Raw genomic sequence first — 23243 nt, 5'->3', positions numbered from 1 at the left:
ATGCGCGTACGATGCACAATAAAAAAGGCCGCTATTGCGACCTTGTCTTTAGAAGGTGAGGTTATAGAAGTTTAATTTTTACGTCATAGCCTTCCAGGCCTGTCATCGTTTCGCGAGCAACAAATTGAATTTCAGTAATTTCTTTTCCAGTTTTTTTTTGTAGTTCTGAAATTTTCTTGGCTATCAGAGCGGCAATGTCTTCTTCTGCCTTTTGCGTCAGCGCTTCAATTTTCATTTTTACCTCTTCTGATTCATTTACTGTTTCCATTTTCAAGCAAGGTGACAATTTCTGATTAACAGTCCTTACCCATAACTGGATATAAATTATAGACTATCAATATTGCATACGCTGAATACGTAGAGAATTTGCTTTCAAATTCTTTGACATAGCCCCCCACTAAGTTAGTTCTGCTCACGTTGATGACGATAAAAAGCCCCTGTATTTCTACAAGGGCTTTGGGCATATGGTGCCGGGTGCCTCCCGGTGAGCCTTTGGGTCAACCACCCGTGACTCGCTGCTTCAGTCTTTCACGATGAGCGCCAGTGAAGAAGAGCCATCAGGTTACTTAGCCCCGCCGCTGAGGGGGATCCACCATAATCTTTAAATTGTGAATTCTAAAATCATCTCACTTATCGATAAACTGAAAATGACCATTGATGCCGCTTACGTACAGTTCAAAGGTATTTATTCACTGCACTTATTACTTCTTCTTTGTTCAGCTCCCGATCAGAAGCAACAAAAATATCGATGTGATCGCCTGTTAATGAATGTATTTCAGTAAGCATTACTTTTAACGATACTTCATCACCATTTGGGTAATTCCGTATAATAGATGTTACTGGTTTAAGCACATTTATGACTTCTACCTGTTGCGAGTTGAAGAAAACCAAAACTTTTTTCATCGATTTGCCTCAATCCATATGCGTCTGTTTTCAGGCAATTGTCATTTTGTCTTCAAAGAAACGCTGATACTTTTAAAAAAACCATGCTGCTACATGATCTCAATTAGCACTGCTTATATTCCAGCCCGTATTACTCCGGGGCCGCTAGGCGAAATACGATTCATAAATAAGCAATACACCTTTCTCATAACCATTTCAGGAGTGGTGAGTTGAGTCTATACATAAAAAAAAGTTAAGCATCCTTTAAAAAGAAAAGGTGTCGAATGTGTTGACTTATAGCATACATTAACGCAATAAACCTACTAAAGCAGCGAAATCAACTGGTTTCACACCATAATCCCTCGTAAAATCTTTATCGTTTTTCATCATCAGGTGTGCTCTGTAATGGCAACCATACTCATGCATTCGCCGCGCTCGCCTAGCGGATTCTTCGCTCTGTGGTCATGCACAGCCAGCTCGGAATTGGCGCTCTCAGTAATGCTTTTCTCATCAACCTTTACCAGAGGCTAAGCTGGCTCTCTAATGAGAGAACCGTTAGAAGGCCATTGCTCTGCGTTTGCCGCCATACAGCTGCTGCGAACTAGCGCTTTGAGTGTTTTGTTCGTTTGACCTTAGGCTGACATATCGATCCTATTATCCGCTACTGGGGATACTTTCTAGTAAGGCATAAGTCAGCGGAATAGATAAAAGTTGCAAATAAATTGCAATTTCTAACGAAAGTGTTATTGTCCCCGCGCTATGAAAGCAAGAAGCACATAAGAAGAAAAATAGTTTGACTCAAAGTTGCCCCACACCGGGGCTTTTTTTTGTTTTTAGCGTCGTATCCCGCCTAACTAGCGTAACCGGCTAACATTTTAGCCTTTCTTTTTTAAACGAACTTTAATCCGTTTGCATTGATTAATGTTACCACTTACCTGTCGGGGTATGAAGCACCTTCTCTTCCAGGACTATTCCTATAAAGATATTCCAGCGAAATAATTATGGTAATAAAGTAACGATATGCATTTGCATGCCCTTATAAGCAGACCGAATTTCCTGCTTATAAGGGTTTTCTTTTGTGAACTTCATATGGGATATAGTTTCAAGCAGCTACTTCAGGCACTGTGTAATAATAAATTCCTGCAGGTAATCTACCTGCTTTGTTACAGTGGCTATTCGCTCCCTGAGGGTGAAATAATTCCGCTCAGCGGAGCCTGTAAGTCGGGGGCCGGAAGCATCGCCCAGGCTGCTGGTTGAGGACGCTCCGTCCGCGGGACAGGTTGCGTAGAGTTGCAACCGGCGCTTACCAGTAGCAACATCGCGTTGAAGCTGATCAATATTTTCCCGGGCATCTGCCAGTTCCTTCGTGTATTTCGCATCAAGAGCTGCAACGTCGCGCTGGCGCTTCTGCAGATCACTTATTGTGTCTTTCGCAAGCTTCAGGTTGTGTTCGGCAGTGTCGGCGCGCTGACGCTCATCTTCAGCTTTGCCGAAGAACCAGAACGCAAGCCCACCGAATACCATTATAACAACCAGTAAAAGCAAAGGCTTCCAGTCAAAGGTCATTGCTGCTCTCCGCCAGGCACATGGATCGCTCCATCTCTCGTCGGTTCTGAAGACCTTTCCACTTCATACCACCAGCGTAAACCCAGCGACGCATTTCTTCGCACGCTCCGTCGTGATCACCTTTGTTCAGCTTGCGCAGCAGCGTTGACTTCGAGAACGCGTCAGAGCCAACGTTAAAGACGAAGCTGTAGAGCGCGGCGCGCTGATACTCGCCCAGCGGGGCCTTAACCAGATTGTCTACCGTACGCTTGGCTGGCTGGAGGTCTTTCCATAGCAGGCTGTCACATTCGCGATCGGTATATTTCTTCCCTCTCACGATATCCCGTCCAGTATGGCCATCGCAGACAGTCCACACCCCGACGACGTCTTTATACGCTTCGTACTTACGCCCTTCTACGCCATCCTGCCCACCGAGAAACAGCGAGGCGATAAGCATTACACCGCCACCAGCAGCGGCGATGAGTTTGTTACGCAGGCTACTGGTCATTGGCATCTAATCATCTCCGACTTTGACAGCAGGTCCGTACTTCTCCAGCGCCTTTACCTGCGCATTTGCAACTTTACGTTTGAAGTACCAGTTAATGAGCCCGGTAATGATTATCCCGGCAATGCCAGCCAGTACGCCGATGGCGCTCCATTCGTCAGGGCTCAGTTTTGTGAGGACGCCGTTCAGGATGGTTCCTCCTGAGGTGCCAAGGGCGACTCCGGTGACAAGTTTGCTCATACGGGACATTTCTCTCACCTCGCTGGGATGCGGGTGCTATTTGGTAAGGGATCAGGCTCTCCGAATGAATTACCGACAAAGTGAATGCTCGGTTCCGGGAGACTAAGATAAAAAAGGCCCGCGTTTTCAGCGGGCCCAACTGAGTTTAAATCTAAGTAGGTAGGCATGTTGCCTAGCCACCATCCGTATTGCAGCTGTGTCGAGCAGCGTTACTGACCGGTCAGGATATAAGGTTAATGGCTATGGCTTGGTTCACGATTAAATAATAGCACTACTAACGAAGCGCATATAAAAAAGCCTGCTTTTGCAAGCAGGCAATATTAAACCCAGGTATTGATACTAAGACAGGTGCCGGGTGCCTCCCGGTGACTCGTTACCAGTTATACGAGCCGCAAGCACACTTACATATATTTCAACTGGATTGCCCCACCGCACAGGGGGATTCACCGCTTAAAAGTCTATACCATATATTGAAGCGCACCGGTGTTTATTTCAAATATGTGGTGGCCTTAACGGTCCTGCTAAAATTTCAGCCTCTCCGTCATCACAAATATCATCGCCCTGTGTGAGATGCCAGATACCTGTAATGATTCTGCCTATTTCAGGGTCTTCAATTTCGACGTCAGTGTAATAAGCAATCTGAACCCTGCCGCCGTACTGTATCCAGTAAAAACCTGGTTCCATAATGATCGCCCTCTTCAAGCTCTGACAGAACTTATCAAGACGACAGTATCTGATATGTTAACCGGAATCCATGCGGGATGTGGGCGGCAAAGCCTATATCAGAACCGTGCAAAGAAGCTCATTATTGAGTGTGATGCCGGGTGCCTCCCGGTGACGCTGCGCCAGACCGCAGAATCGCGCTACTCACTTGCCATGTCTAGTCGCCCCGCCGCATAGGGGGATTCATCACAGGCACAGCCTAGTCCTCTTCCTGCCATAAAGCTATTTTTATCTGTGTATTTATTCAGTATAACCAAAAAGACCAGCGGTGCTGTGCTGGCTAAAGTCATATAAAACAAAAAGGCCGCCAATCGGCAGCCTTAGAAATCTGTGGTAATTGGACTGTAGTGCCGGGTGCCTCCCGGTGACTCTATGCTAGATCACAGAATCGCGTCATTCACCTCCAAGTCTAGTCGCCCCACCGCATAGGGGGATTCACCACAGGCGCAGCCTAATCGCCTTTCTTCAACAAAGCTAACTTTATTTACTCAGTATGAAAAAGAAAAAGGCCAGCGGTGTTAAGCAGTCCAGAATCATGTAAAACAAAAAGGCCGCCAATCGGCAGCCTTAGATATAGATGATACTGAGGTTGTGGTGCCGGGTGCCTCCCGGTGACCCTGCGCTAGACCACAGAACCGCGTTCTTCAAACCCGACTCGTTTTGCCTAGCCGCCCCACCGCTGAGGGGGATTCACCACCCGCGCACTGTACGTGGCTTGCATCTTTAAAGATACATATCATTTGCTATTTATTAATAATAAAAAAACCCCGCCGGAGCGAGGTTTCGTAATTTGTTTGATAAGAGCTTTTCGACGCTGCCATCGTGGCGCAGCTCTGCCAAGCATGAATGAATTATTCATCTTTCTGGCCCGTTTTCAACATAAATTGAAATATTTTTTAAGAGGCCTCTCAGTTTTGCTCCGTTTTCATCTGCCGGCACACGGTCAGAAACACCTTTGCCTGGAAGATTTCAAGGCACCACCGCACGCGCTTACGCGCTTCGCCGTCAGTGAGCCAGGGGGCCACGTGCTGCAACTCCCGCGTGATGTCGGACATCTTCTTGCGGGTGGTATAGAACTGCCGGCCAACCAGATACACCGGGTCGTGCAGGTCGAAGGTGTTCAGCATGATCTGCTCGATAAAGTCAGCATCATCGCGGCGCTCGCTCTCTTCGATCAGCGCTGACAGGGTCACCGGCCACAGAATGGACCGGGCACGCAGCGCTGCCTGAACGCCACGGAACCCCTCTTCCCTCGCCTGACCCAGCGCCTCAGTGATGCGCGACAGCTGAGTGTCCGACCACTCCGATTGCTTAACCTCAGACCAGAACTGGCTGAAATTCTCCAGACGGTATTGCGCGCGGGTTTTACCGCCGACGCATTCGCCCCAGACCGTCAGCAAGGATTTGATCCATGCAGACTGAACACTCTTAAGAGGCGTGAACTTCCCGAGGTAACTTTTTCTCGGTGCAGCAGCTGCTTTACCCAGACCTTCGATATGAATGCGGCGTTGACGTGGTGTCATCCTGTACTGCTCCTTAAGCCAGAACGCCGAGCGCAAATGCCCGGTCCAGCACTCTGATTATCATTTCCGGCTGAGTACCGTGCTTACGCTCGAATTTCACCGGATCGTCATGTAGTTCGGTATGGTGCTGGCGGCACAGGGGGATCACGAGACTGTCGTGCGCCTTCGTTCCCATGCCACCCTGGCCCCAGCCGATTAGATGGTGTGGATCATCTGACGGTCTGCCGCAGCACTCGCAGGGCTGCGTCTTAACCCATGCCAGATATTTGGGTTTGTCCCAGCGGGTCCGCTTTGGCCGCTTCATCAGGGTCTGAGGGGATTCGGGATCCACAAGTACGCTCACTACTGGCTTAATGGCTCGAACTTCAGGTAGCGCGCGGGCCTTGTCGGCGATGATGCTGGTGGCCGGTACCGCCGGTACGATCTCGCTCTCACGGTAAGTCTCTTTCACAGCTGTCAGGCGTAAAGCTTCGCGGGCAACTGATTCTGGCAGCGCATCAGTGACGCCGACACGAACAGCCCACCAGCACAACTCAGGCAGGGATATCTCGCGGGTCTTATCGATCGCCAGCGCCGACCGGGTAGTGTCCAGCACCCAGTCGATGACGTTCTGACGCGCCAGCTCCGCCAGGCGCTCGGTGAATTGTTCGCGCAGCTGGTTGTCGCAGTGGCCACAAAGAAGAATTGCGCCGGGCTCATGCCGCATGGTAGTCAGTTCGTGATAGTGGTAGTCGCTGTGCTGGTACTGGCATGTGCCGCCGCCGTGGCGCAGCAACCAGTATTCCAGGCCAGCCAGCCCACCAGCAGCGGTGATCACCTTTCCGTGGAGGAAGAACGGACGCAGCGCCGGGTTGGCCGCAAGCGGCTGGCGAAGATCAGGCACCCGCCCGGTCTCAAAGCTGGCCATACTGGCAGGCTGGCTCTCCACCAGCACGCGCCCTGAAATGAACATAGGCATCAGTTCGCTGCCGGGTTTCAGCAGCACTACGCCAAGTTCTCGGGCAATGACCGGTTTCAGCAATGCGCGCATTAGTCGATATCCCCGATGATAATCTGCCCTTCTTCGCCCCAGCGCTTCGTGACGCGAGAATCCCAGATGTGGGCGTCATCGGCATAGATGGCATCCATCAGGGCTTTCTCCAGGTTATCTTTGTCGGGCTTCTGCTGATGGGGTTTCCCCGCCATCTCCTGGCGCTTCTTCTTGCTCCAGCTCGGTGGCATCGGGAGGATAAACGTAATGTGCGCGCCTGCTTCCGGTAGTTCAACGCCCAGCAGCCGAACGTGATCGCAGAACGCACGGTACCGGAGAACTTCCGGCCGCTTTTTCCACTTATCGGACCTGGTCATTCTGGGCTTACCCATCGGGGTAATGTTGTATGTCTTCACGCTTCCCTCCAGAGCTTTTGCTGGAAGGTCTTATCCTGACGCGGGGCTCTGTTTGCCTCGGGCAGATAAGCGGTGAGCGTCCAGTGGATGAGATCGAAATCAAGGCTGCGCACAGTCCGCACGTCATTAGCGCGATAGCGGGCCTCGAGCTCGTCCACTTCTTTCGTCGTGAGCTGGGTGTGAATGAAGCTAGTTTTCTTCATGCCGTCACCAGTAAGTGCGCAGGCAAAAAGAAATCGCTGATTCCGAAAGGAACCAGTTTAAGTGCTTGTTTGGAAGGTTTTTGCGCCATGGTATCTCTCCAGTGGCGCAGCAGGTATAGGTTGTTCAGGCCTATGACGGGAGTTTAACAGAATTAAGCGAAACACGGTAACCTGCCCGCTCCAGCATCTGCGTAAAGAGAGTTGGCGACCCTACAATCTCATCATCCAGAAGCGGCGTAAACGACACCACATCACCTCGCCTGTACATCAGCGCACGGTCACATTCAGGAAATGAGTGCAGTCGTGCAACGATAACCCCATCGTGACATCTGATGACTGCATAACCCTTTTTTGGAAATTCTTCTTTTTGTTTCACCAAACCTCCCCTTCCACCCAGGAAACTAATTACATGCTGAATTAATAAAACCAGTCGTCAGCGCTTTCCCAGGTCTACTGGAAGATCTTTTCTACCTTCTTCTTCGCGTCCTTTTCACCGCCCAGAACACTTAACCCATCTGAGCCTGTTCGTCGTATAACCAGGGTGCAATCGCCTACCTGATCCTGCAGTCGTGTTAACAGTTCTTTTTCCAGAGCCGGGACAGCGCCCTTAGGAAGTTCTTTAGTTCTATCAATGCTTAACTCAACTCTCATAATAGCCTCCGCTGCATTAACTGTATGAATATACAGTATACCTATGGGCCGTTTTGATCAATGCTTTAGGCACACAAAATGCCGATAAGAATTATGAAAAATGAGAGCATAAGCCCGCTTGCCGCACTGTGTGCAAAGCGCTCGTTTAAGTCTGTAAAGTTCAATACGCCCCAACAGAGTCCCGCTTACAAGGGAAGAGTAACTTCCGTTTTGTGCCAAAAGCGGAAGTTGAGCATTAGTGAGTGCTAATGGATATTTGTCATGGATGAGGAACGTCGGATCGTTACCAATAGACAAACCTCCACCCCAGGAATTATTTTATAAGAAAGAAATATTAATCCAAAAGGACCTGGTCAATAAATGCGCCGTAAAAATGTGAACGATTATCAAGCTTTTATCGCCGTGGCCCGAGAAAAAAGCTTCACTAAAGCGGCCGCTCAGTTAGGTGTCTCACAGTCGGCGCTGAGCTACACGGTGAGGACTCTAGAAGCTGACCTTGGTCTTCGTCTTCTTACCCGTACCACGCGTAGCGTTTCTGTGACTGAAGCTGGCGAGCGGCTACTTTCCCGTATAGGACCCCATTTTGACGAAATTGAAAGTGAGATAGCTGCGCTGAGCGGATTGCGAGAAAAACCAGCCGGTACTGTGCGTATTACTGCCGTTGAACATGCAGCCGATACAATTCTCTGGCCTAAACTCGCCCCGGTGATGCTTGAGTATCCCGATATCAACATTGAAATTATCAGCGAGTACGGACTTAAAGATATTGTCGCTGAACGTTATGATGCTGGCGTTCGGTTGGGCGAACAGGTCGATATGGATATGGTTTCCCTGCCTCTTGCCAAGGATTTCCGTTTTGCAGTGGTCGCAGCGCCCTCTTATTTCAAGCGAAAAAACCATCCGGTAACGCCTCGTGATTTAAAAGATCATAGCTGTATCAGATTACGCCTGCCCACTCATGGCGGATTCTATACCTGGGAGTTTCGTAAGGATGAGACGGAAATTAAGGTCCGTATTGATGGACGAGCGACTTTCAGCACAATAAATATGATGAGGCAGGCCGCTCTAGATGGGCTGGGACTTGCTTATCTGCCGCTAGATTCCGTGGAGAACTACCTTGAAAACGGGATGTTAGTCCAGGTTCTTACTGACTGGTGTCCACCGCGCCCTCCCTATCATCTTTACTATCCCAGCCGTCTACAACATTCTCCGGCATTTGCACTTGTGCTCGAAGCACTCCGTGCCCCATAACCTTTGAGCACTGTTTTTCCTGGTCCATATCGAACTCAGTTACTTATAACCCTATTAATAAAACCTCCTTCTAAGCCCATGCGAAATTAAGCATCTAATTTCTCAATACTAAAGAGATTAAGATGGCCGCTGAAACAATCCATGTTCTTTCAGCGGCCAGGGCCGCCATCATGTATATGAAGGAGTCTTGCAATGAGTAAAAAAACAGGTGGGTTAAGTCGCCGTAATTTTATCCTGACGAGTTCAGTGGCCTCAGCAGGATTACTGATGGCGGGTCATGCTTCAGCCCTGCTCTCACCTACCCCTCGTACATCTGGCACCACGACACACGTAGATGGCGTCACAGTCAGCAGCGTCCTGTTCCGGAACAATGAAATAATGATGTCCGGAAACGTCTACGTCCCTCCGGATTTCAGCGAAAACCGTCAATACGCTGCTATTGTCGTTGTCCACCCAGGTGGTGGCGTTAAGGAACAGACTGCTGGCCTTTATGCCCTAAAACTGGCTAAAGAAGGATTTGTCACTCTGGCGTTTGATGCCTCCCATCAGGGGGCCAGTGGCGGATTACCGCGCTTTATCGATGATCCCATGAAACGCGTTGTCGATTTCTATAGCGCAGTCGATTACCTGACGACTCTCCCTTATGTCGATAATAATCGCATTGGCGCATTAGGTGTTTGTGCAGGTAGTGGTATCACGGTTAAAGCGTCAATGACGGAACGTCGAATCAAAGCGCTGGCAACAGTCAGTGCCGTGGATGTCGGAGCGGCGACCCGTAAAGGCTGGGAGGGAACAACATCTGAATCTGAACTCATTTCGACTCTGGATGCTGTTGCTAAACAGCGTACAGCAGAAGCAGCGGGCGGCGCACCGGTTTATGTCAACTATGTACCCAAATTGGGTGATACCAGTGCACCAAAAGATCTTCAGGAAGCTGCGGACTACTATCTGACCGAACGCGGAAAATATCCGACTTCTACCAATCAAATGCTGATGACAAGTATCAGTACGCTGGCGTCTTTCACCGGATTTGAAGGGGCTGATGTCTATTTAACACAACCACTACTGATTGTAGCCGGTAGTAAAGCAGGATCGCTCTGGCACAGCCAGGAATTACACAACACTTCGGCCTCTGTCCAAAAAACGCTGCATATCATTCCGGGTGCAACACATATGGACCTCTATGATGGTCAGGGTGCAACGGTTGCAGCGAGTAAGCTGGCTCCTTTCTTCAAGAAAAATCTCGCATAGGTATGACTTTCCATGAAACAAACTCCACTACTTGAAAGATTTCCACTTGGAAAAGGTGTGACGCTGCGCAACCGTATTGTGATGGCCCCGATGACGACCTGGTCGGGTAATGATGACGGCACGGTATCTTATGAGGAAGAAGCATATTATCGTCGACGCGTTCAGGACATCGGGCTGGTCATTACTGGCTGTACACATGTTCAGGAAAACGGCATTGGGTTTACGGGAGAGTTTGCTGCGTATGACGACAAATTTATTCCCGGTTTAAAGCGCCTTGCTATTGCTGCTAAAAGCGGTGGAGCACCGGCAATCTTACAAATATTCCATGCAGGTGTGAAAACCAGCCCTAAACTGGTTTCGGATATTGTAGCTGCAAGCGCTATTCCCGGTGACGCCGGTCCTTTCGCACCGTCCGTTACCCCTCGTGAACTGACATGCACTGAAGTCGAAACTGTTATTCAGGATTTCGGGGAAGCAACTCGTCGTGCAATAGAAGCAGGATTTGATGGTGTTGAGTTACATGGTGCTCATGGTTTTTTACTTCAGAACTTTTTCTCACCTCATTCCAACCGTAGAGAAGATCAATGGGGCGGCTCCCTTAAAAACCGTATGCGTTTCCCGCTCAGCGTCATTGAGAGTGTGCGTAAAACGATTGCTGAGCATGCAACCGATCCCTTCCTGATGGGATACCGCATTTCACTGGATGAGCATTACGAAGATGGGTTGCGCATTGATGAGTCGCTTCAGCTGGTTGACCGCCTGGTCGATGAGGGTATTGATTATCTTCATGTATCACTCGGTAATGCACTTGAAGCCAAACCAGTTGATGCACCGAATGGCTCCAAAGTCATCGAAATCGTGCGCAATCACCTTGCTGGACGTATACCTCTGATTGTTGCCGGGCAGTTGCGAACGCCAGAACAGGCCGAGGATGCTGTAAAAGCAGGGGTATCTTTGACGGCAGTAGGTCAGGGTATGGTTATGAACCCAGACTGGGTTAAATTCGTTGATGGCAAAGCTGAAGGAAAAATTGCTCTCAGTATTGCTGCATCAGACGTAGAGCAACTTGCTATACCCCAGAAACTCTGGCGCGTAATTGAGGAAACGACTGGCTGGTTTAACATCCGTTAAATACGGCCTAACCGTAATATGACAATTAGAATCAACTTACCTTCATAACCTGGAAAGTTCTTACATGGCCGGATTTCGGGATTAACTGGGTGACGGCCATGTAAATTTTATCTTATTCCTTTAAATCCTCTTCACACTAAAGGAACATTATTTCAGGCATAACATCCGCTTTTCGCTTATAGCCGCCCTAAAAATCCTTTCCGGGCGGCTTGGTGATAGTTAATTCTCAATCTTTAGTTTCATTTCGCCGTCATACGATTGGTGTAACGCTCCATGTCAAAGTCAATAACTGCCCGCTGGTCGCGGAAGACGCCGCAGCGTCCGTGGCGGATAAGATGGCCCTGCTTCACGGCAGCCCGAATGTATTTCTCGGCAGTAGTACGGTGCAGGCCGAACATGGCGACGACATCATTGGTCGTAGCGTGGCCATGCTTTTTCACCATCTCGATAATCCAGCTGATGAACAGGGTGCGTTCCCTGTGTGTTTTTGGTCTTGGCATCAGTCAGGCCCTCCCCGCCTGGCGCAGGCACTCTTTACGGCGTTTGGCGATCCAGGCAACCTCCACAGAGCTGCAGGCAATGCCGAACATGTCCGAATAAACCGCTGCAGCGCGGCGCCACAGTCCTTTTTCTTCCAGCGCTTTTGCCTTCTGCTCAGCAGCCTGCATCTTGATCGGGTCGCTTTTCTCCTCCATGCATGGAAGGATTACATCCGGGATATCAGCATGCGGCACCGCCGCATAGGTGTACTGGACGCTGTTACGTGAGCGTGTTATCACCCCATCATCACTCAGTTCGCGCAGCAGCTTGCCTGCTGTTGCACCTGACATATCCAGCGCTTCGGAAACGTCGCCGACAGCACAGTTCGGCTGGTAGCGAACGAAAATCGCCACCTGGTCTTTCTGGGTTAATGGTTTGGTCATTGGTCATCACTCGATTTAGTTGGTTAAACCTGCCGCCTTTCGGCGTTTGTACTCTTCCATCAGCAGCTGCGCCGGAGTTGGCCCTGCCGGGTGTTGCGGTGCTGCAAGCTGGCGACGTATCGGCGGTACCGAAAGGCCGTTACTGACGTGCTTGCTCCATTTTGTTAACAGCTTCTCTGCCAGTTTTTTCAGTTCCCCCTCTGTCATCTGGCGCTCCACGCCCGTTCTGCGCATTTCAATGCAGATGTGGTACAGCACCGGCTGCGGCCACGGATACTTATCGCTACCTGAGTACCGGTAGGACTCGTTACGCCAGCGGCGATACTCACCCATTACACTGTCGGACGTCAGGCCGAAGTGGTTGGCGCCGCTCTCTGAAACGAGCGATACAAACTCAGCGAGATCAGGCGGCCATGTGTTTCCAGCGGCACAACGTTCCATGCACTGCTGGCAGACCAGCTTGATTTGCTTTTCAGTCATCGAACCTATCTGGGCGATCCAGAGCGCCGACGGCTCCGCCCCATTCTTCTGCGTCCACCGGTTCGAGAATATTTCCCCCATGACCTGCCACAGGCGCCATGCCGTTTCCGTTGCCATCAAGTCCATTGCGACGTCTCCACTCTGCGTGGGCTGACTGAATCTGCTGAACAGCCCTGGATGCTGTAGGCTCTCCCCTAACTCCTGCATTGTCCTTACCTCCGGTTTCAGGTTGTTTTTTCGATCTCACCAGCACGATGTGCCGTGCGAATTTTTGCTCCCACTGAACCTGGGTGAATACCTTCCCCTCTGACTCCCAGTACGACGCGAACTCAGCGAGCTCTGTGGCAAGGTAATCAGGGTCAGGCAAAGCTATTCCCCACATCGCCGCGCGCTGGCGAAAATCTCTGGATGGCAGCCATGCGCTGGTCATGGTGAACTTACCGATCGGCTCATCCAGCCCTTCGAGATATCTCGACTTTTGAGGTTCGTCCTGATGAGGCTGAACCGGACTTTTTGCTTCGCGCTCGCTAAGAGAGGGGTTTATTCCTTTCCCTTCCGTATCCGTATCCGTATCCGTCAGTGAGCCATCATTGATAACTCCATGAGGGCTCACTGAGCCCTCACTGATTCCACCCTCGTTTTTCACTTCGGCCTCAGCGAGTGAGAGTGGCGAGGGTATTTTTGTGGCTGAAGGACGATTAATTTTCTGATGCTTGGAAAAGCCCTTAATGCACAGGTAATCGCTACCACTCACTGAATACTCAATGAGTAATCCATGAGTGATCAGCTCACAGATGAGCGGCTCACAGTCGATACTGTCTGCCGGGAATATCTGCATCTTGATGCGCTTTGGTGATCGTTCCAGGCAGCCCAGGTCATTAGCGAAATTGAACAACCCGATGAACAGTAAGCGTGCTGGAATTGAACACTCCACCACCTTTTCATCTGTCCAGTATTCAGGTTTCACTGTTCTGATACGGGCCATCTAAATCCTCGTATTACCAGCCGAGCTGGTGGTCATTGGTCAAAACTCGATTACGTAAAAAGTGGAGCCAGGGCCTGAAGGTGGGCGATCATCACGCCGGCAAGCTCTCCGGGTAACAATGCAGCGTTGGCAAGTAGGTTTTCAAAACCCTCCTTCGCTTGCTTCGCGTTCGGCAGGCCCAGCAACTTTGCCTGGTGATGCTCGCCGGTCTCTTTTATTGCATCGGCCACCAGCTCAATATCGGTTTTACCCTGTCGAAGGCCATGCTTTCTGGCGATCTCAATGGGCATTGCCAAACCGATCGCGTTTGCGAGCTGCATGACGTGAGCCGTGTACTTGCTGGAGTTGGTTTCGTTTTTCAGGTAGCGATAGAGGTTCTGCTTGTTCACTGTTATCCCTCTGCCACCCTCCCGGGCCCACTGTTCGGCCACCAGCTGCGTAATAACGTCCTGCGCCTGCCCGGGAAGAGTGAGCTCCCATTCACGAACAGCTGCCAAGATAGACTGGCGTCGTAAGTTGTCTCTGCGGCGAGGTTCATAATGATTTTTCGATTTCAGCGGAGCGGCATTCTGCTGGTTAATATGTTGAAAAGTTACCGAGTGCATGGTCAGGCATCCTTTTGAGGTAAACCATCGGTGGGGTTTGGATACAGATCAGGGCGCAACTCGTGCGGAGTTACCTGCCAGTCCAGAGCCCTGCAGGCATTAAGAACTTCAGTGCTGGCAACTTGTGTGCGAAACCAGACTGATACTGTCTGCGAGTTCTTACCCAGGCGGCGAGCTAGTTCAGACTGACTTCCACACAAAGAAATTATTTTTTGTTGAATGGCTTCGTTCATGGTTCCTCCTAGTTTAGGAATCACATGATTGATAAATAATTTGTCAATGTCAAGAAACTTAATCAATCACAACTGAAAAGAAACTTTGTATGCTTGCTGATAGGTTTAATTTGGATCCGAATATGAACTTCGAAGAACGACTATTAAGAGCTCTTGAGGAAGCTGGCATATCTCAATCTGAGTTAGGCAGAAGAGTTGGCGTCAATTCTCAAACAGTCAGTAACTGGTGTAATACAGGTAACTTTCCTCGCAAGGAAAAGCTTGCATTATTCCCTCAAGCCCTTGGAAAACCACTATATTGGTTTTTTATGACTGATGAAGAAGAGGCTCAACTTAAGGCCACTACAGCTAGCAAAACTGTGTTAACTGAAAAGCAGGCTGCTTTGTTAGAGGTGTTTGATCAGCTTCCAGAGGTAGAGCAAACACGCTTCGTTCAGTTGGCTAGTGATCGCCTCGAAGAGCTCGATAGGTTTATGGCAGAGTTCTTGAGCAAAAGAAAAATAGAACCGACGCCGAACAAAGACTAAGACAGAACAAAAACGCCGCTTTTAGCGGCGTTTTTTTTGTATCCCGCCAACCTAAAACCCCTTCTAAAACAATCATTGAAATAAAATATGTCATAATCAGTTTGACTGATGACAAATTTATTTGTAGTCTGATTTCACAAATTCAGTCATCCAGGCAGGACGCCCACGTAGTAGCTGCCGGCGGCATATGAAACACCGGATGAGATGACCAGAGAATGTGCTTTGCGGTGAACCAGCTATTTGCTGAGTTTATCGAGTTTTTCAGGCGGAGAAGCGACTGACCACCGCAGCTGGGGCGCCAGCAAAGCACATACAAACAATGCGCAGCAGATAGTACCGTTCCGCTTGCCAGCGTTACAGGCTGATATAGGAGTAAAAATTGTGGATTACATGGACATCAGAAAGAGTGAGCTTTATGCACATTGCAAAGGCTCACTCTGGAGAAATGGGTCTGGCTGGAAAGCATATAACCCTATTTCCATTCGTCTTCTGCGAGCTTCTGGTTAAGAAAGACTTCGAATTTTACATAGAGTTTTTCAATCTCTTCAACAGGATCGTGTTGGTCTGAAAGATTTCGACCGGATGAGATTTGAGCAGAACGGTAGGAGTTATATGTATCAACCGCTAGGCGAGTTAAATACAAGACCTTCTCTTCTTTTTCCACAGTTAATTCCCTCGTTACAGTATGGGAATTACCACAATAGCACTGAAGTTAGGGCCGCGATACGACAGGCAAAATTAAACAGGAGATAACCATGATCGACTACGCACGTAATCCCGTTAAACAGCAGGCTATTCGCCTCAACATTGTTGAAGTCCTGATCCGCAAGTTCTGCTACTTCATGGCGCAAAAAGGCAATCCAGAGCTCAACGCATGAACTCGCTTTTCGCCTTAATCGTTAACGTCTGCGCCCTCACCGGGGAATGCTCAGACATCATGCTCGGGGTTTATAAGACCGAGGCGGTTTGTGAAGCAGCTGCCGCAGAGCAGCACGTTAAAGGACAGTGTTACCCGTACAAACCGGCTGACGACCAACAGCCAGCGTTACATTTTTAATCGAGTTTTGACCAATGGCCTGACTGGCCCTGAAGGGATCCATTATGGAATTTGGAATGAAACGAGTGATGGCATCTGTACAGGCTGTTGCGGTTCTGGAAAGAATCTACTGCGGCAAGCCAGTACCCCTCGCCACACTGAGTAAAGAATCGAAGCTCTCAGTTTCCTACCTGGAGCAAATTTTTAAGCGGCTGCGCAGCGGCAAGCTGGTCACCTCACACAGAGGACCGGGCGGCGGATATAGCCTTCGTGAAGGTGATATCTCAGTTTCAGCAGTCATCCGCGCAGTCAGCAAGATCCCGTCGAATACCACGTTCGACCCGGTTCTTGTTGCACTTGACGGAGTGCTTATCTCTCAGCTGGCGAACAAGCCCAGCGCCCAATAAGCACAAAACCCGCGCAAGGCGGGTTCAGTACCCGGTCAGCCGACCAAAGCTTTCCGGAATCGAGTTTTGACCAATGACCACTACCTAAGCAGCGCTCATTAGCTGTTGGGTATCTTACACCCAAACGAGGCTCCACCATGGAATTTTTTTATCATATTAAGGCGACTCAGAAATCCGGCAAACCTGACGGTGTTATCTGGTTCAGTGCCAATACGGCGTCACGCGCTGCGCTGCAGCTGGACGTCGCGCTGGAAGATGTAGGTATCGAAACTGGCCGCGGTAAGGACTACGCCAAGCCTGTTCGTACCGACATGCCTGTTGTTAACGATCTACCTGAAGAAGGCGTGATTGATTACACCTGGTGCAAATGCTACGAACTGGCTGACGACCAGCGAACCTGGAATGTGATTGCCGGCACTGCGCAGCAACCTCATCCAGACGGAAAAGTTGTTGAGGGTACCGACACCACTATCGTCGATAGCGTGGATATCGAAACTGGCGAAAGCATTGTTGATGCAGATGGTACCGAAACGGTTTGTGATGCGGTAAGAGAGTTCCGCGAGCGCAAACTTCCGGTATTGACGACCGTCGCCACCCTGCCTTTCCGTCAGCGTCTTCTGGCGCAGTTCATCGCGGACAAACAGTATCTCTACCACGTCGACGAAGAGCAGAAGAAGGCCATACTGGAGCTTGAGCTGGATGTGGATAACAGCTACGTGCAGAACCTTATTCTGGCCGCCGAAAATGTTGAGGGCTTCAAGAAAGCACATGAGCCCGACATCTGGAAAGTGGTCAGTGCTCTGAAAACCATCTTCCCAGTTGATGGAAAACGCACAGAGCTGTCTGTCGTCATCCAGTTCTTCAAAGCGTGGTTCAACACCGGACACATTGACCGCGGGATCCTGACGCGAGAGTGGGCCGCCGGCAATCGCATTAACCTCGTGCAGCGCACTGACTCAGGGACCAATGCTGATGGTGGATACGTAACCGACCGCGGCGCTGACACACAACATACCCTGGACACCCTTGATCTGGAAATCGCCTGCGCCCTGCTGCCGATGGACTTCAACCATCGTGAAATCCCGGGCAGCATTGCGCGCCGCGCCAAAGAGATTATCGCGAACAAAGAAGAGCCGTGGAAATCGTGGAGCAAGATCCTGCGCAACCAGCCTGGCGTTCTGGCAGTGAACCGCGCGGCGATCTTCAACCTGGTGCGCATCGCGCCGGAGGATATCCACCTGAACCCGGTTGCGCATCTGGAGTTCGTTAACCAGACGATGACAGCTGAATTCAATGCTGCAACTGAGTTGCTGCCGCTGCCTGCGCCAGCTGCTGAACCTGAGGTGCCAGCAGCACAGCCGGGCGGCGGCGGAAAAACCGATCGCAACCCTAACTACAAACCCGACTTTGACGGGCTCGATACTGAGATTGCGTTGGCAACGCTGTCAGCAGATTTCAATATTTACGACATTCCAAGTGATGTTTTCCGCCAGGCGAAGGCTATCGTCGCTGCGAATGACAGTCCGTTTAAAGAATGGTCTGAAGCTTTGCGCGCAACGCCCGGTATTCTGGATTACTCCCGCGCTGCAATTTTTGCGCTGATCCGTAGCGCTTTTAAAGGGATTCATTTCGAGCCTAAGCATATTCGCGGACACATCCACGCAAACCTGACCGAAACCGACCACGAGAATCCTACAGCGGAAGTGCTGGCGGCGGCTCGCCACACCCCAGAGGTTAGCTGGGAAAAAGAAATTAACGAGAAGATTGAAGCGGAAAAAGCAGAGTTAGCCAGTCAGCCGCAGGTCGCGAACCTCGGCGGCGGCATGTTCTCCATCGAAGGCCTGATGAACGAAAAACAAACAGAAAATGATGACCGTTCACCGGTTAATGAGGAGACCACCAGCGATGTGCAGATGGAAGAGACTAACCCGGCGGAAGGAGAAAATAGTGATGCGGTTTCACCAGACGAAGGCGCTGATGCAGCTGCTGCGCAAACAGATGCCGTAGCGGGAACCATCTGCACTGGCTGTGGTACCGAAGGTGGCGGCGGTTGCCCTGACTGTGGTGCCGTGGCTGGCGATGCAACCTATGCGGTAATGGAGGGGGGCCTGAAAGAGGAACTGGAGGCACTGGGGGCAGATACCTCAAAATCGGAAACCATGTTCACGCACCTGATGGTGGATCTCGAGACAATGGGTAAAAAACCGGGCGCGCCGCTCGTTTCTGTGGGGGCAGTATTCTTTGACCCGGCCAGCGGGAAAACCGGTGCTGAATACTATCAGGTGATTAGCCTGGAATCGTCGATGTCATTCGGGGCCAGGCCAGATGCCAGCACCATCCTCTGGTGGTTGAAGCAATCGCCGGAAGCACGATCTGCAATCGTGGTGGATGATACGGTCGGCCTGGTGGAAGCGTTGGAGCAATTCCTCGACTTCATTGCTGAAAACGCGGCTAACGACTCGAAGAATGTGCAGCTCTGGGGGAATGGTAGCTCTTTCGATTGCCCACTTCTGGAAGCAGCTTTCGAACTGGCCGACACGCCCTTCCCGATCCCGCACTGGAACTATCGGGATGTTCGTACTGTTGTCGAACTGGGCAAAGCTGTTGGGCTGAACTCGCGCTACGACATCCCTTTTGAAGGCGATCAGCATAATGCCCTGGCCGACGCCCGCCACCAGGTCAAATACGTATCAGCTATCTGGCAGCGCCTGACAGCAATCTGATTTCAGTTTTTCAGCCAATGGCCCGTTTCTGGGCCATTATGAGGTAAAGCATATGATCCAGATGTTAACTCTTGAAGAGTGGGCCGCTGAAAAATACAGAAGCAACCCTCCAAGCTTGTCGACACTTCGACGATATGCAAAACAGAATCAGTTCTCTCCACCAGCAATGAAGCAGGGCCGCTTATGGCGTGTTCGTGAAGATGCTGAACTGGTAGGTGAACTGACCGCGCCGGTAGTTAAGAAGAACGACTCCATATTGCTGCAAAGGATTTTGAACGATGGCTGCCAGACCACGTAAAAACAATGTATCTGTTCCGAACCTTTACCCCCTCTACAGCAGGAAGGTGAATAAGGTTTACTGGCGTTACAAACATCCAATCACTGGCAAATTCCATGCGTTAGGCACTGATGAGGCCGAAGCTGTAGCGATCGCCACGGAAGCAAACGAGCGCCTGGCAGAACAGAGGACCCGGCAAATTCTGGCGATCAGCGACAGGATCGCCACCAGTAAAGGTAAGGCGATCACGGTATCAACATGGCTCGACCGATACTGGAAAATTCAGGAAGAGCGTCTGGCTACTGGCGATATCAAACTGAACACGTTCAAACAGAAAAACAAACCGGTTTCGTTATTGCGAGAACGTGTCGGAATGAAGTTGCTGCCATCAGTGGATGTCCGGGATATTGCCCAATTGCTCGATGAGTATGTCACAGCCGGCCAGCCGCGAATGGCCCAAGTAGTTCGGACGGTCTTAGTTGATATTTTTAAAGAAGCGCAGCATGCGGGTGAGGTTCCTCCGGGTTACGATCCTGCCTCAGCGACCAAAAAACCCCGCCGAAAAATCACCCGCCAGCGCCTTAGCCTGGAGGAATGGCAGCGGATTTTCGATATTGCAGACAGCACCCATCAATATATGGGGAATGCAATGCTGCTGGCATTGGTGACGGGCCAGCGCCTCGGTGATATTTCCAATATGAAGTTTAGCGATGTCTGGGATGATCACCTGCACGTACTTCAGGAAAAGACAGGGAGCAAAATTGCCATCCCTCTATCGCTTCGTCTCAACGCAATAAACTGGAGTTTGCGGGATATAATTTCTCGTTGCAGGGATTATGCCGTCAGTCCTTATCTGGTTCATTTTTTCAGAGCCACCTCTCAAGCGGAACGTGGCTCGCAGGTTAGATCCAATACGCTGACAACTAATTTCAGCAAGGCCCGTGACAAAGCAGAGATACCACTGGAAGAAGGCAAGACGCCGTCTACTTTTCACGAGCAGCGTTCTTTAGCGGAAAGATTATATAAAGCGCAGGGTGTGAACACGAAAGAGCTTCTTGGGCATAGGTCCCAGCAGCAGACTGATGGCTATCATGATGACCGTGGGAAGGATTGGACGACAATCGCGATATAGGATTTTGGGGTGGGGTTTTGATAACTTGTTTTGATAAACTTTTGATAACCGTTCGAAAGCTAATAATAAAAAACGGGAACCATAAGGCTCCCGTTCGCATATAACCCAGAATCTGGATTACATGTTTTCGATGATCGCGTCACCAAACTCTGAACATTTCAGCAGCTTAGCGCCTTCCATCAGACGTTCGAAATCGTAGGTTACGGTTTTGGCGTTAATCGCGCCTTCCATACCTTTCACGATCAGGTCTGCGGCTTCGAACCATTCCATGTGACGCAGCATCATTTCTGCGGACAGGATGATGGAACCTGGGTTCACTTTATCCTGACCAGCGTACTTAGGCGCTGTACCGTGGGTTGCTTCGAACAGGGCGCACTCGTCACCGATGTTGGCGCCTGGTGCGATACCGATACCGCCAACCTGCGCCGCCAGGGCGTCGGAGATGTAGTCACCGTTCAGGTTCATACAGGCGATAACGTCGTACTCAGCCGGACGCAGCAGGATCTGCTGCAGGAACGCATCGGCGATCACATCTTTAATGATGATCTCTTTGCCGGTGTTCGGGTTCTTGATCTTCTGCCACGGGCCGCCGTCGATCGGTGAGCCACCGAACTCTTCCGCCGCCAACTGGTAACCCCAGTCTTTGAACGCGCCTTCGGTGAACTTCATGATGTTGCCTTTGTGAACGATAGTCACAGAGTCACGGTCGTTGGTGATCGCGTATTCAATCGCTGCACGAACCAGGCGCTTGGTGCCGTCTTCGGAGCATGGCTTGATACCGATACCGCAATGTTCAGGGAAGCGAATTTTCTTCACGCCCATCTCATCGCGCAGGAATTTGATCACTTTCTCTGCGTCGGCAGAGTCAGCTTTCCACTCGATGCCCGCGTAGATATCTTCGGAGTTCTCACGGAAGATAACCATGTCGGTCAGCTCAGGATGTTTAACCGGGCTTGGGGTGCCCTGGTAGTAACGCACCGGGCGCAGGCAGACGTACAGGTCGAGTTCCTGACGCAGAGCAACGTTCAGGGAGCGAATACCGCCACCGACTGGCGTGGTCAGTGGGCCTTTGATGGCAACGCGGTAGTCACGGATCAGATCCAGCGTCTCAGCTGGCAGCCAGACGTCCTGGCCGTAAACGTGGGTAGATTTTTCACCGGTGTAAATTTCCATCCAGGAAATTTTACGCTCGCCTTTATAGGCTTTCTCAACAGCGGCATCCACCACTTTCAGCATTGCTGGGGTTACGTCAACACCGATACCGTCACCTTCGATGAACGGGATAATCGGATTGTGTGGGACGTTCAGCTTGCCGTCTTGCAGGGTGATCTTTTTACCTTCCGCCGGAACTACTACTTTGCTTTCCATTAACCTCTCCTTCGGGCGCTTCTGGTTGTTACTGATCTTATGTTAATAATTTGTAATGAGCCCTTCGATAGTACCTGAATGTCTGGCGCCATGAAAGGCATTCGTTATTAGGCTATAATGCGGCAATTGATAACGTCTGAAAATACCATGCAGAAAACTTCTTTTAGAAATCACCGGGTTGAACGATTCAGCACACGACAAGCCGCCAGGCCGCGCAAACCGCGCGAGGCGACACGCGTCATAGTGTTCAATAAACCCTACGATGTGCTGCCGCAGTTTACCGACGAAGCCGGGCGCACTACGTTGAAGGATTACATCCCCATTCAGGGGGTTTATGCCGCAGGCCGACTCGATCGCGACAGCGAAGGGCTGATGGTACTCACCAACGACGGCGAGCTACAGGCCAGGCTCACCCAGCCCGGGAAACGCACCGGCAAAATCTACTACGTGCAGGTTGAGGGCATTCCGGATGACGACGCGCTGGCCGCATTGCGTAACGGCGTCACGCTGAATGACGGTCCTACCCTGCCCGCGGGCATTGAGCTAGTGAGCGAGCCTGAGTGGCTCTGGCCGCGCAATCCCCCCATCCGTGAACGCAAATCGATTCCCGTTTCGTGGATAAAAGTCACCCTGTATGAAGGCCGCAACCGCCAGGTGCGTCGCATGACGGCCCATGTCGGGCATCCGACATTACGTCTGATTCGCTACGCGATGGGCAGTTACACGCTGGATAGCCTCGCCAACGGTGAGTGGCGGGACGTTACCGAACAAGGAGAACATCATGTTTAAGCCGCACGTTACGGTGGCCACGATTGTCCACGCCGAGGGCAAATTTTTAGTGGTGGAAGAGACCATCAAGGGTAACGCGCTGTGGAATCAGCCTGCGGGCCACCTTGAAGCTGACGAGACGCTGGTTCAGGCCGCGCGTCGTGAACTGTGGGAAGAGACCGGTATTCATGCCGAACCGCAGCACTTCATCCGCTTACATCAGTGGATCGCCCCGGATAAGACCCCATTTTTGCGCTTCCTGTTTGCCATCGAGCTTAGCGAAATGTGCGCCACTGAGCCGCACGACAGCGATATCGATCGCTGCCTGTGGGTGGATGCCGACACGATCCTGACCGCCACCAATCTGCGTTCGCCGCTGGTTGCGGAGAGTATTCGCTGCTACCTCACCGGCAATCGTCTGCCGCTGGAGACGATTGGCGAATTTAACTGGCCGTTTACAGAGGGTGTCAATGCCGGGGGCGCGTGAT

32 protein-coding genes are annotated in these 23243 nt (G+C 50.8%); 12 read left to right on the top strand and 20 right to left on the bottom strand.

From position 1 onward, the window contains the following. Positions 1-61 precede the first annotated feature (61 nt). The 12 genes from SOM40_RS08845 to SOM40_RS08790 form a co-directional block, all read right to left on the bottom strand. Complete coding sequence (locus SOM40_RS08845) at positions 62-235, bottom strand: GnsA/GnsB family addiction module toxin (RefSeq protein WP_166182179.1); 174 nt, start codon at positions 233-235, stop codon at positions 62-64. A 440-nt stretch (positions 236-675) separates the two neighbouring features. Next, on the bottom strand, positions 676-903 hold the full coding sequence (locus SOM40_RS08840) for a hypothetical protein (RefSeq protein ID WP_166182178.1): 228 nt from the start codon (positions 901-903) through the stop codon (positions 676-678). A gap of 1089 nt (positions 904-1992) precedes the next feature. Beyond that, on the bottom strand, positions 1993-2448 hold the full coding sequence (locus tag SOM40_RS08835) for a lysis protein (RefSeq protein ID WP_106992790.1): 456 nt from the start codon (positions 2446-2448) through the stop codon (positions 1993-1995). Next, complete coding sequence (locus SOM40_RS08830) at positions 2438-2935, bottom strand: lysozyme (protein WP_320529774.1); 498 nt, start codon at positions 2933-2935, stop codon at positions 2438-2440. The genes SOM40_RS08835 and SOM40_RS08830 overlap by 11 nt, the downstream gene beginning before the upstream one ends. Before the next feature lie 6 nt (positions 2936-2941). Beyond that, complete coding sequence (locus SOM40_RS08825; protein ID WP_166182177.1) at positions 2942-3172, bottom strand: class II holin family protein; 231 nt, start codon at positions 3170-3172, stop codon at positions 2942-2944. Between the two features lie 492 nt (positions 3173-3664). Continuing rightward, complete coding sequence (locus tag SOM40_RS08820; protein WP_106992788.1) at positions 3665-3856, bottom strand: hypothetical protein; 192 nt, start codon at positions 3854-3856, stop codon at positions 3665-3667. Positions 3857-4803: 947 nt separating this feature from the next. Next, on the bottom strand, positions 4804-5418 hold the full coding sequence (locus SOM40_RS08815) for a hypothetical protein (RefSeq protein ID WP_106992787.1): 615 nt from the start codon (positions 5416-5418) through the stop codon (positions 4804-4806). A 13-nt stretch (positions 5419-5431) separates the two neighbouring features. Next, positions 5432-6448: a DUF968 domain-containing protein gene (locus tag SOM40_RS08810; protein WP_106992786.1), complete on the bottom strand. Its 1017-nt coding sequence runs from the start codon at positions 6446-6448 to the stop codon at positions 5432-5434. Beyond that, complete coding sequence (locus SOM40_RS08805; protein ID WP_261642829.1) at positions 6448-6804, bottom strand: RusA family crossover junction endodeoxyribonuclease; 357 nt, start codon at positions 6802-6804, stop codon at positions 6448-6450. The genes SOM40_RS08810 and SOM40_RS08805 overlap by 1 nt, the downstream gene beginning before the upstream one ends. Beyond that, positions 6801-7007 carry a hypothetical protein gene (locus SOM40_RS08800; protein WP_032651386.1) on the bottom strand — a complete coding sequence of 69 codons (207 nt, stop codon included), beginning with the start codon at positions 7005-7007 and terminating at the stop codon, positions 6801-6803. The genes SOM40_RS08805 and SOM40_RS08800 overlap by 4 nt, the downstream gene beginning before the upstream one ends. A 130-nt stretch (positions 7008-7137) precedes the next feature. Next, on the bottom strand, positions 7138-7383 hold the full coding sequence (locus SOM40_RS08795) for a hypothetical protein (RefSeq protein WP_072010775.1): 246 nt from the start codon (positions 7381-7383) through the stop codon (positions 7138-7140). Between the two features lie 74 nt (positions 7384-7457). Continuing rightward, on the bottom strand, positions 7458-7658 hold the full coding sequence (locus SOM40_RS08790; protein WP_106992785.1) for a DinI-like family protein: 201 nt from the start codon (positions 7656-7658) through the stop codon (positions 7458-7460). 360 nt (positions 7659-8018) lie between these two features. Here SOM40_RS08790 and SOM40_RS08785 point away from each other — a divergent pair, with 360 nt between their 5' ends. The 3 genes from SOM40_RS08785 (at position 8019) to SOM40_RS08775 (ending at position 11291) form a co-directional block, all read left to right on the top strand. After that, positions 8019-8909, top strand: coding sequence for a LysR family transcriptional regulator (locus SOM40_RS08785; RefSeq protein WP_049079938.1), 891 nt, complete (start codon positions 8019-8021; stop codon positions 8907-8909). Positions 8910-9101: 192 nt separating this feature from the next. Then, positions 9102-10160 carry an alpha/beta hydrolase gene (locus tag SOM40_RS08780; protein ID WP_242389632.1) on the top strand — a complete coding sequence of 353 codons (1059 nt, stop codon included), beginning with the start codon at positions 9102-9104 and terminating at the stop codon, positions 10158-10160. 12 nt (positions 10161-10172) lie between these two features. Next, entirely contained in the window at positions 10173-11291 is a 1119-nt protein-coding gene (locus SOM40_RS08775) for an NADH-dependent flavin oxidoreductase (RefSeq protein ID WP_320457050.1), read from the top strand. Positions 11292-11530: 239 nt separating this feature from the next. On the opposite strand, the gene SOM40_RS08770 is transcribed toward SOM40_RS08775, so the two are convergent. The 6 genes from SOM40_RS08770 to SOM40_RS08745 are packed head-to-tail and all read right to left on the bottom strand — an operon-like array spanning position 11531 to position 14517. Beyond that, positions 11531-11791 carry a DUF977 family protein gene (locus tag SOM40_RS08770; protein ID WP_106992783.1) on the bottom strand — a complete coding sequence of 87 codons (261 nt, stop codon included), beginning with the start codon at positions 11789-11791 and terminating at the stop codon, positions 11531-11533. Between the two features lie 3 nt (positions 11792-11794). After that, the gene (locus tag SOM40_RS08765) at positions 11795-12214 is read right to left on the bottom strand and encodes a PerC family transcriptional regulator (RefSeq protein WP_106992782.1); all 420 of its coding nucleotides are present in this window, start codon (positions 12212-12214) and stop codon (positions 11795-11797) included. Positions 12215-12229: 15 nt separating this feature from the next. Then, on the bottom strand, positions 12230-12775 hold the full coding sequence (locus tag SOM40_RS08760) for a replication protein P (RefSeq protein ID WP_241261874.1): 546 nt from the start codon (positions 12773-12775) through the stop codon (positions 12230-12232). Next, positions 12687-13679 carry a DnaT-like ssDNA-binding domain-containing protein gene (locus SOM40_RS08755; RefSeq protein WP_320457051.1) on the bottom strand — a complete coding sequence of 331 codons (993 nt, stop codon included), beginning with the start codon at positions 13677-13679 and terminating at the stop codon, positions 12687-12689. Before SOM40_RS08755 ends, SOM40_RS08760 begins: the two co-directional genes overlap by 89 nt. A gap of 50 nt (positions 13680-13729) precedes the next feature. After that, entirely contained in the window at positions 13730-14284 is a 555-nt protein-coding gene (locus SOM40_RS08750; RefSeq protein ID WP_106992781.1) for a toxin YdaT family protein, read from the bottom strand. 2 nt (positions 14285-14286) lie between these two features. Then, entirely contained in the window at positions 14287-14517 is a 231-nt protein-coding gene (locus SOM40_RS08745) for a transcriptional regulator (RefSeq protein ID WP_166182176.1), read from the bottom strand. Positions 14518-14639: 122 nt separating this feature from the next. Between SOM40_RS08745 and SOM40_RS08740 the strand changes: the two genes are divergently transcribed. Next, positions 14640-15044: a helix-turn-helix domain-containing protein gene (locus tag SOM40_RS08740; RefSeq protein ID WP_032617649.1), complete on the top strand. Its 405-nt coding sequence runs from the start codon at positions 14640-14642 to the stop codon at positions 15042-15044. A gap of 472 nt (positions 15045-15516) precedes the next feature. On the opposite strand, the gene SOM40_RS08735 is transcribed toward SOM40_RS08740, so the two are convergent. Next, entirely contained in the window at positions 15517-15708 is a 192-nt protein-coding gene (locus SOM40_RS08735; RefSeq protein WP_146145500.1) for a hypothetical protein, read from the bottom strand. 91 nt (positions 15709-15799) lie between these two features. Between SOM40_RS08735 and SOM40_RS08730 the strand changes: the two genes are divergently transcribed. The 6 genes from SOM40_RS08730 to SOM40_RS08705 all read left to right on the top strand — a co-directional run bounded on the left by SOM40_RS08730 (position 15800) and on the right by SOM40_RS08705 (position 20619). Then, entirely contained in the window at positions 15800-15922 is a 123-nt protein-coding gene (locus SOM40_RS08730; RefSeq protein ID WP_255474660.1) for a hypothetical protein, read from the top strand. Further along, positions 15919-16101, top strand: a complete 183-nt coding sequence (locus tag SOM40_RS08725; protein WP_166182175.1) for a DUF1482 family protein — start codon at positions 15919-15921, stop codon at positions 16099-16101. The genes SOM40_RS08730 and SOM40_RS08725 overlap by 4 nt, the downstream gene beginning before the upstream one ends. 44 nt (positions 16102-16145) lie before the next feature. Beyond that, complete coding sequence (locus SOM40_RS08720; protein ID WP_181247213.1) at positions 16146-16487, top strand: Rrf2 family transcriptional regulator; 342 nt, start codon at positions 16146-16148, stop codon at positions 16485-16487. 137 nt (positions 16488-16624) lie between these two features. After that, entirely contained in the window at positions 16625-19210 is a 2586-nt protein-coding gene (locus tag SOM40_RS08715) for a 3'-5' exonuclease (RefSeq protein WP_262673231.1), read from the top strand. A gap of 52 nt (positions 19211-19262) precedes the next feature. Then, on the top strand, positions 19263-19508 hold the full coding sequence (locus tag SOM40_RS08710; protein WP_106992778.1) for an excisionase: 246 nt from the start codon (positions 19263-19265) through the stop codon (positions 19506-19508). Further along, positions 19489-20619, top strand: a complete 1131-nt coding sequence (locus SOM40_RS08705) for a phage integrase Arm DNA-binding domain-containing protein (RefSeq protein ID WP_106992777.1) — start codon at positions 19489-19491, stop codon at positions 20617-20619. Before SOM40_RS08710 ends, SOM40_RS08705 begins: the two co-directional genes overlap by 20 nt. A 117-nt stretch (positions 20620-20736) precedes the next feature. Here the strand turns inward: SOM40_RS08705 and icd are convergent, their stop codons facing one another. After that, positions 20737-21987, bottom strand: a complete 1251-nt coding sequence (gene icd, locus SOM40_RS08700) for an NADP-dependent isocitrate dehydrogenase (protein WP_106992776.1) — start codon at positions 21985-21987, stop codon at positions 20737-20739. Between the two features lie 117 nt (positions 21988-22104). Here icd and rluE point away from each other — a divergent pair, with 117 nt between their 5' ends. Together rluE and SOM40_RS08690 are read left to right on the top strand one after the other, a co-directional pair. Then, positions 22105-22776, top strand: a complete 672-nt coding sequence (gene rluE / locus SOM40_RS08695) for a 23S rRNA pseudouridine(2457) synthase RluE (RefSeq protein ID WP_106992775.1) — start codon at positions 22105-22107, stop codon at positions 22774-22776. Next, positions 22769-23242 carry an NUDIX hydrolase gene (locus SOM40_RS08690; protein ID WP_320457052.1) on the top strand — a complete coding sequence of 158 codons (474 nt, stop codon included), beginning with the start codon at positions 22769-22771 and terminating at the stop codon, positions 23240-23242. Before rluE ends, SOM40_RS08690 begins: the two co-directional genes overlap by 8 nt. Position 23243 lies beyond the last annotated feature (1 nt).

This window comes from Leclercia sp. CFBP8987 (assembly GCF_034044995.2).
Taxonomy (GTDB): Bacteria; Pseudomonadota; Gammaproteobacteria; order Enterobacterales; family Enterobacteriaceae; genus Enterobacter; species Enterobacter tamurae.
This window is presented reverse-complemented; position numbering and strand designations above follow the sequence as displayed.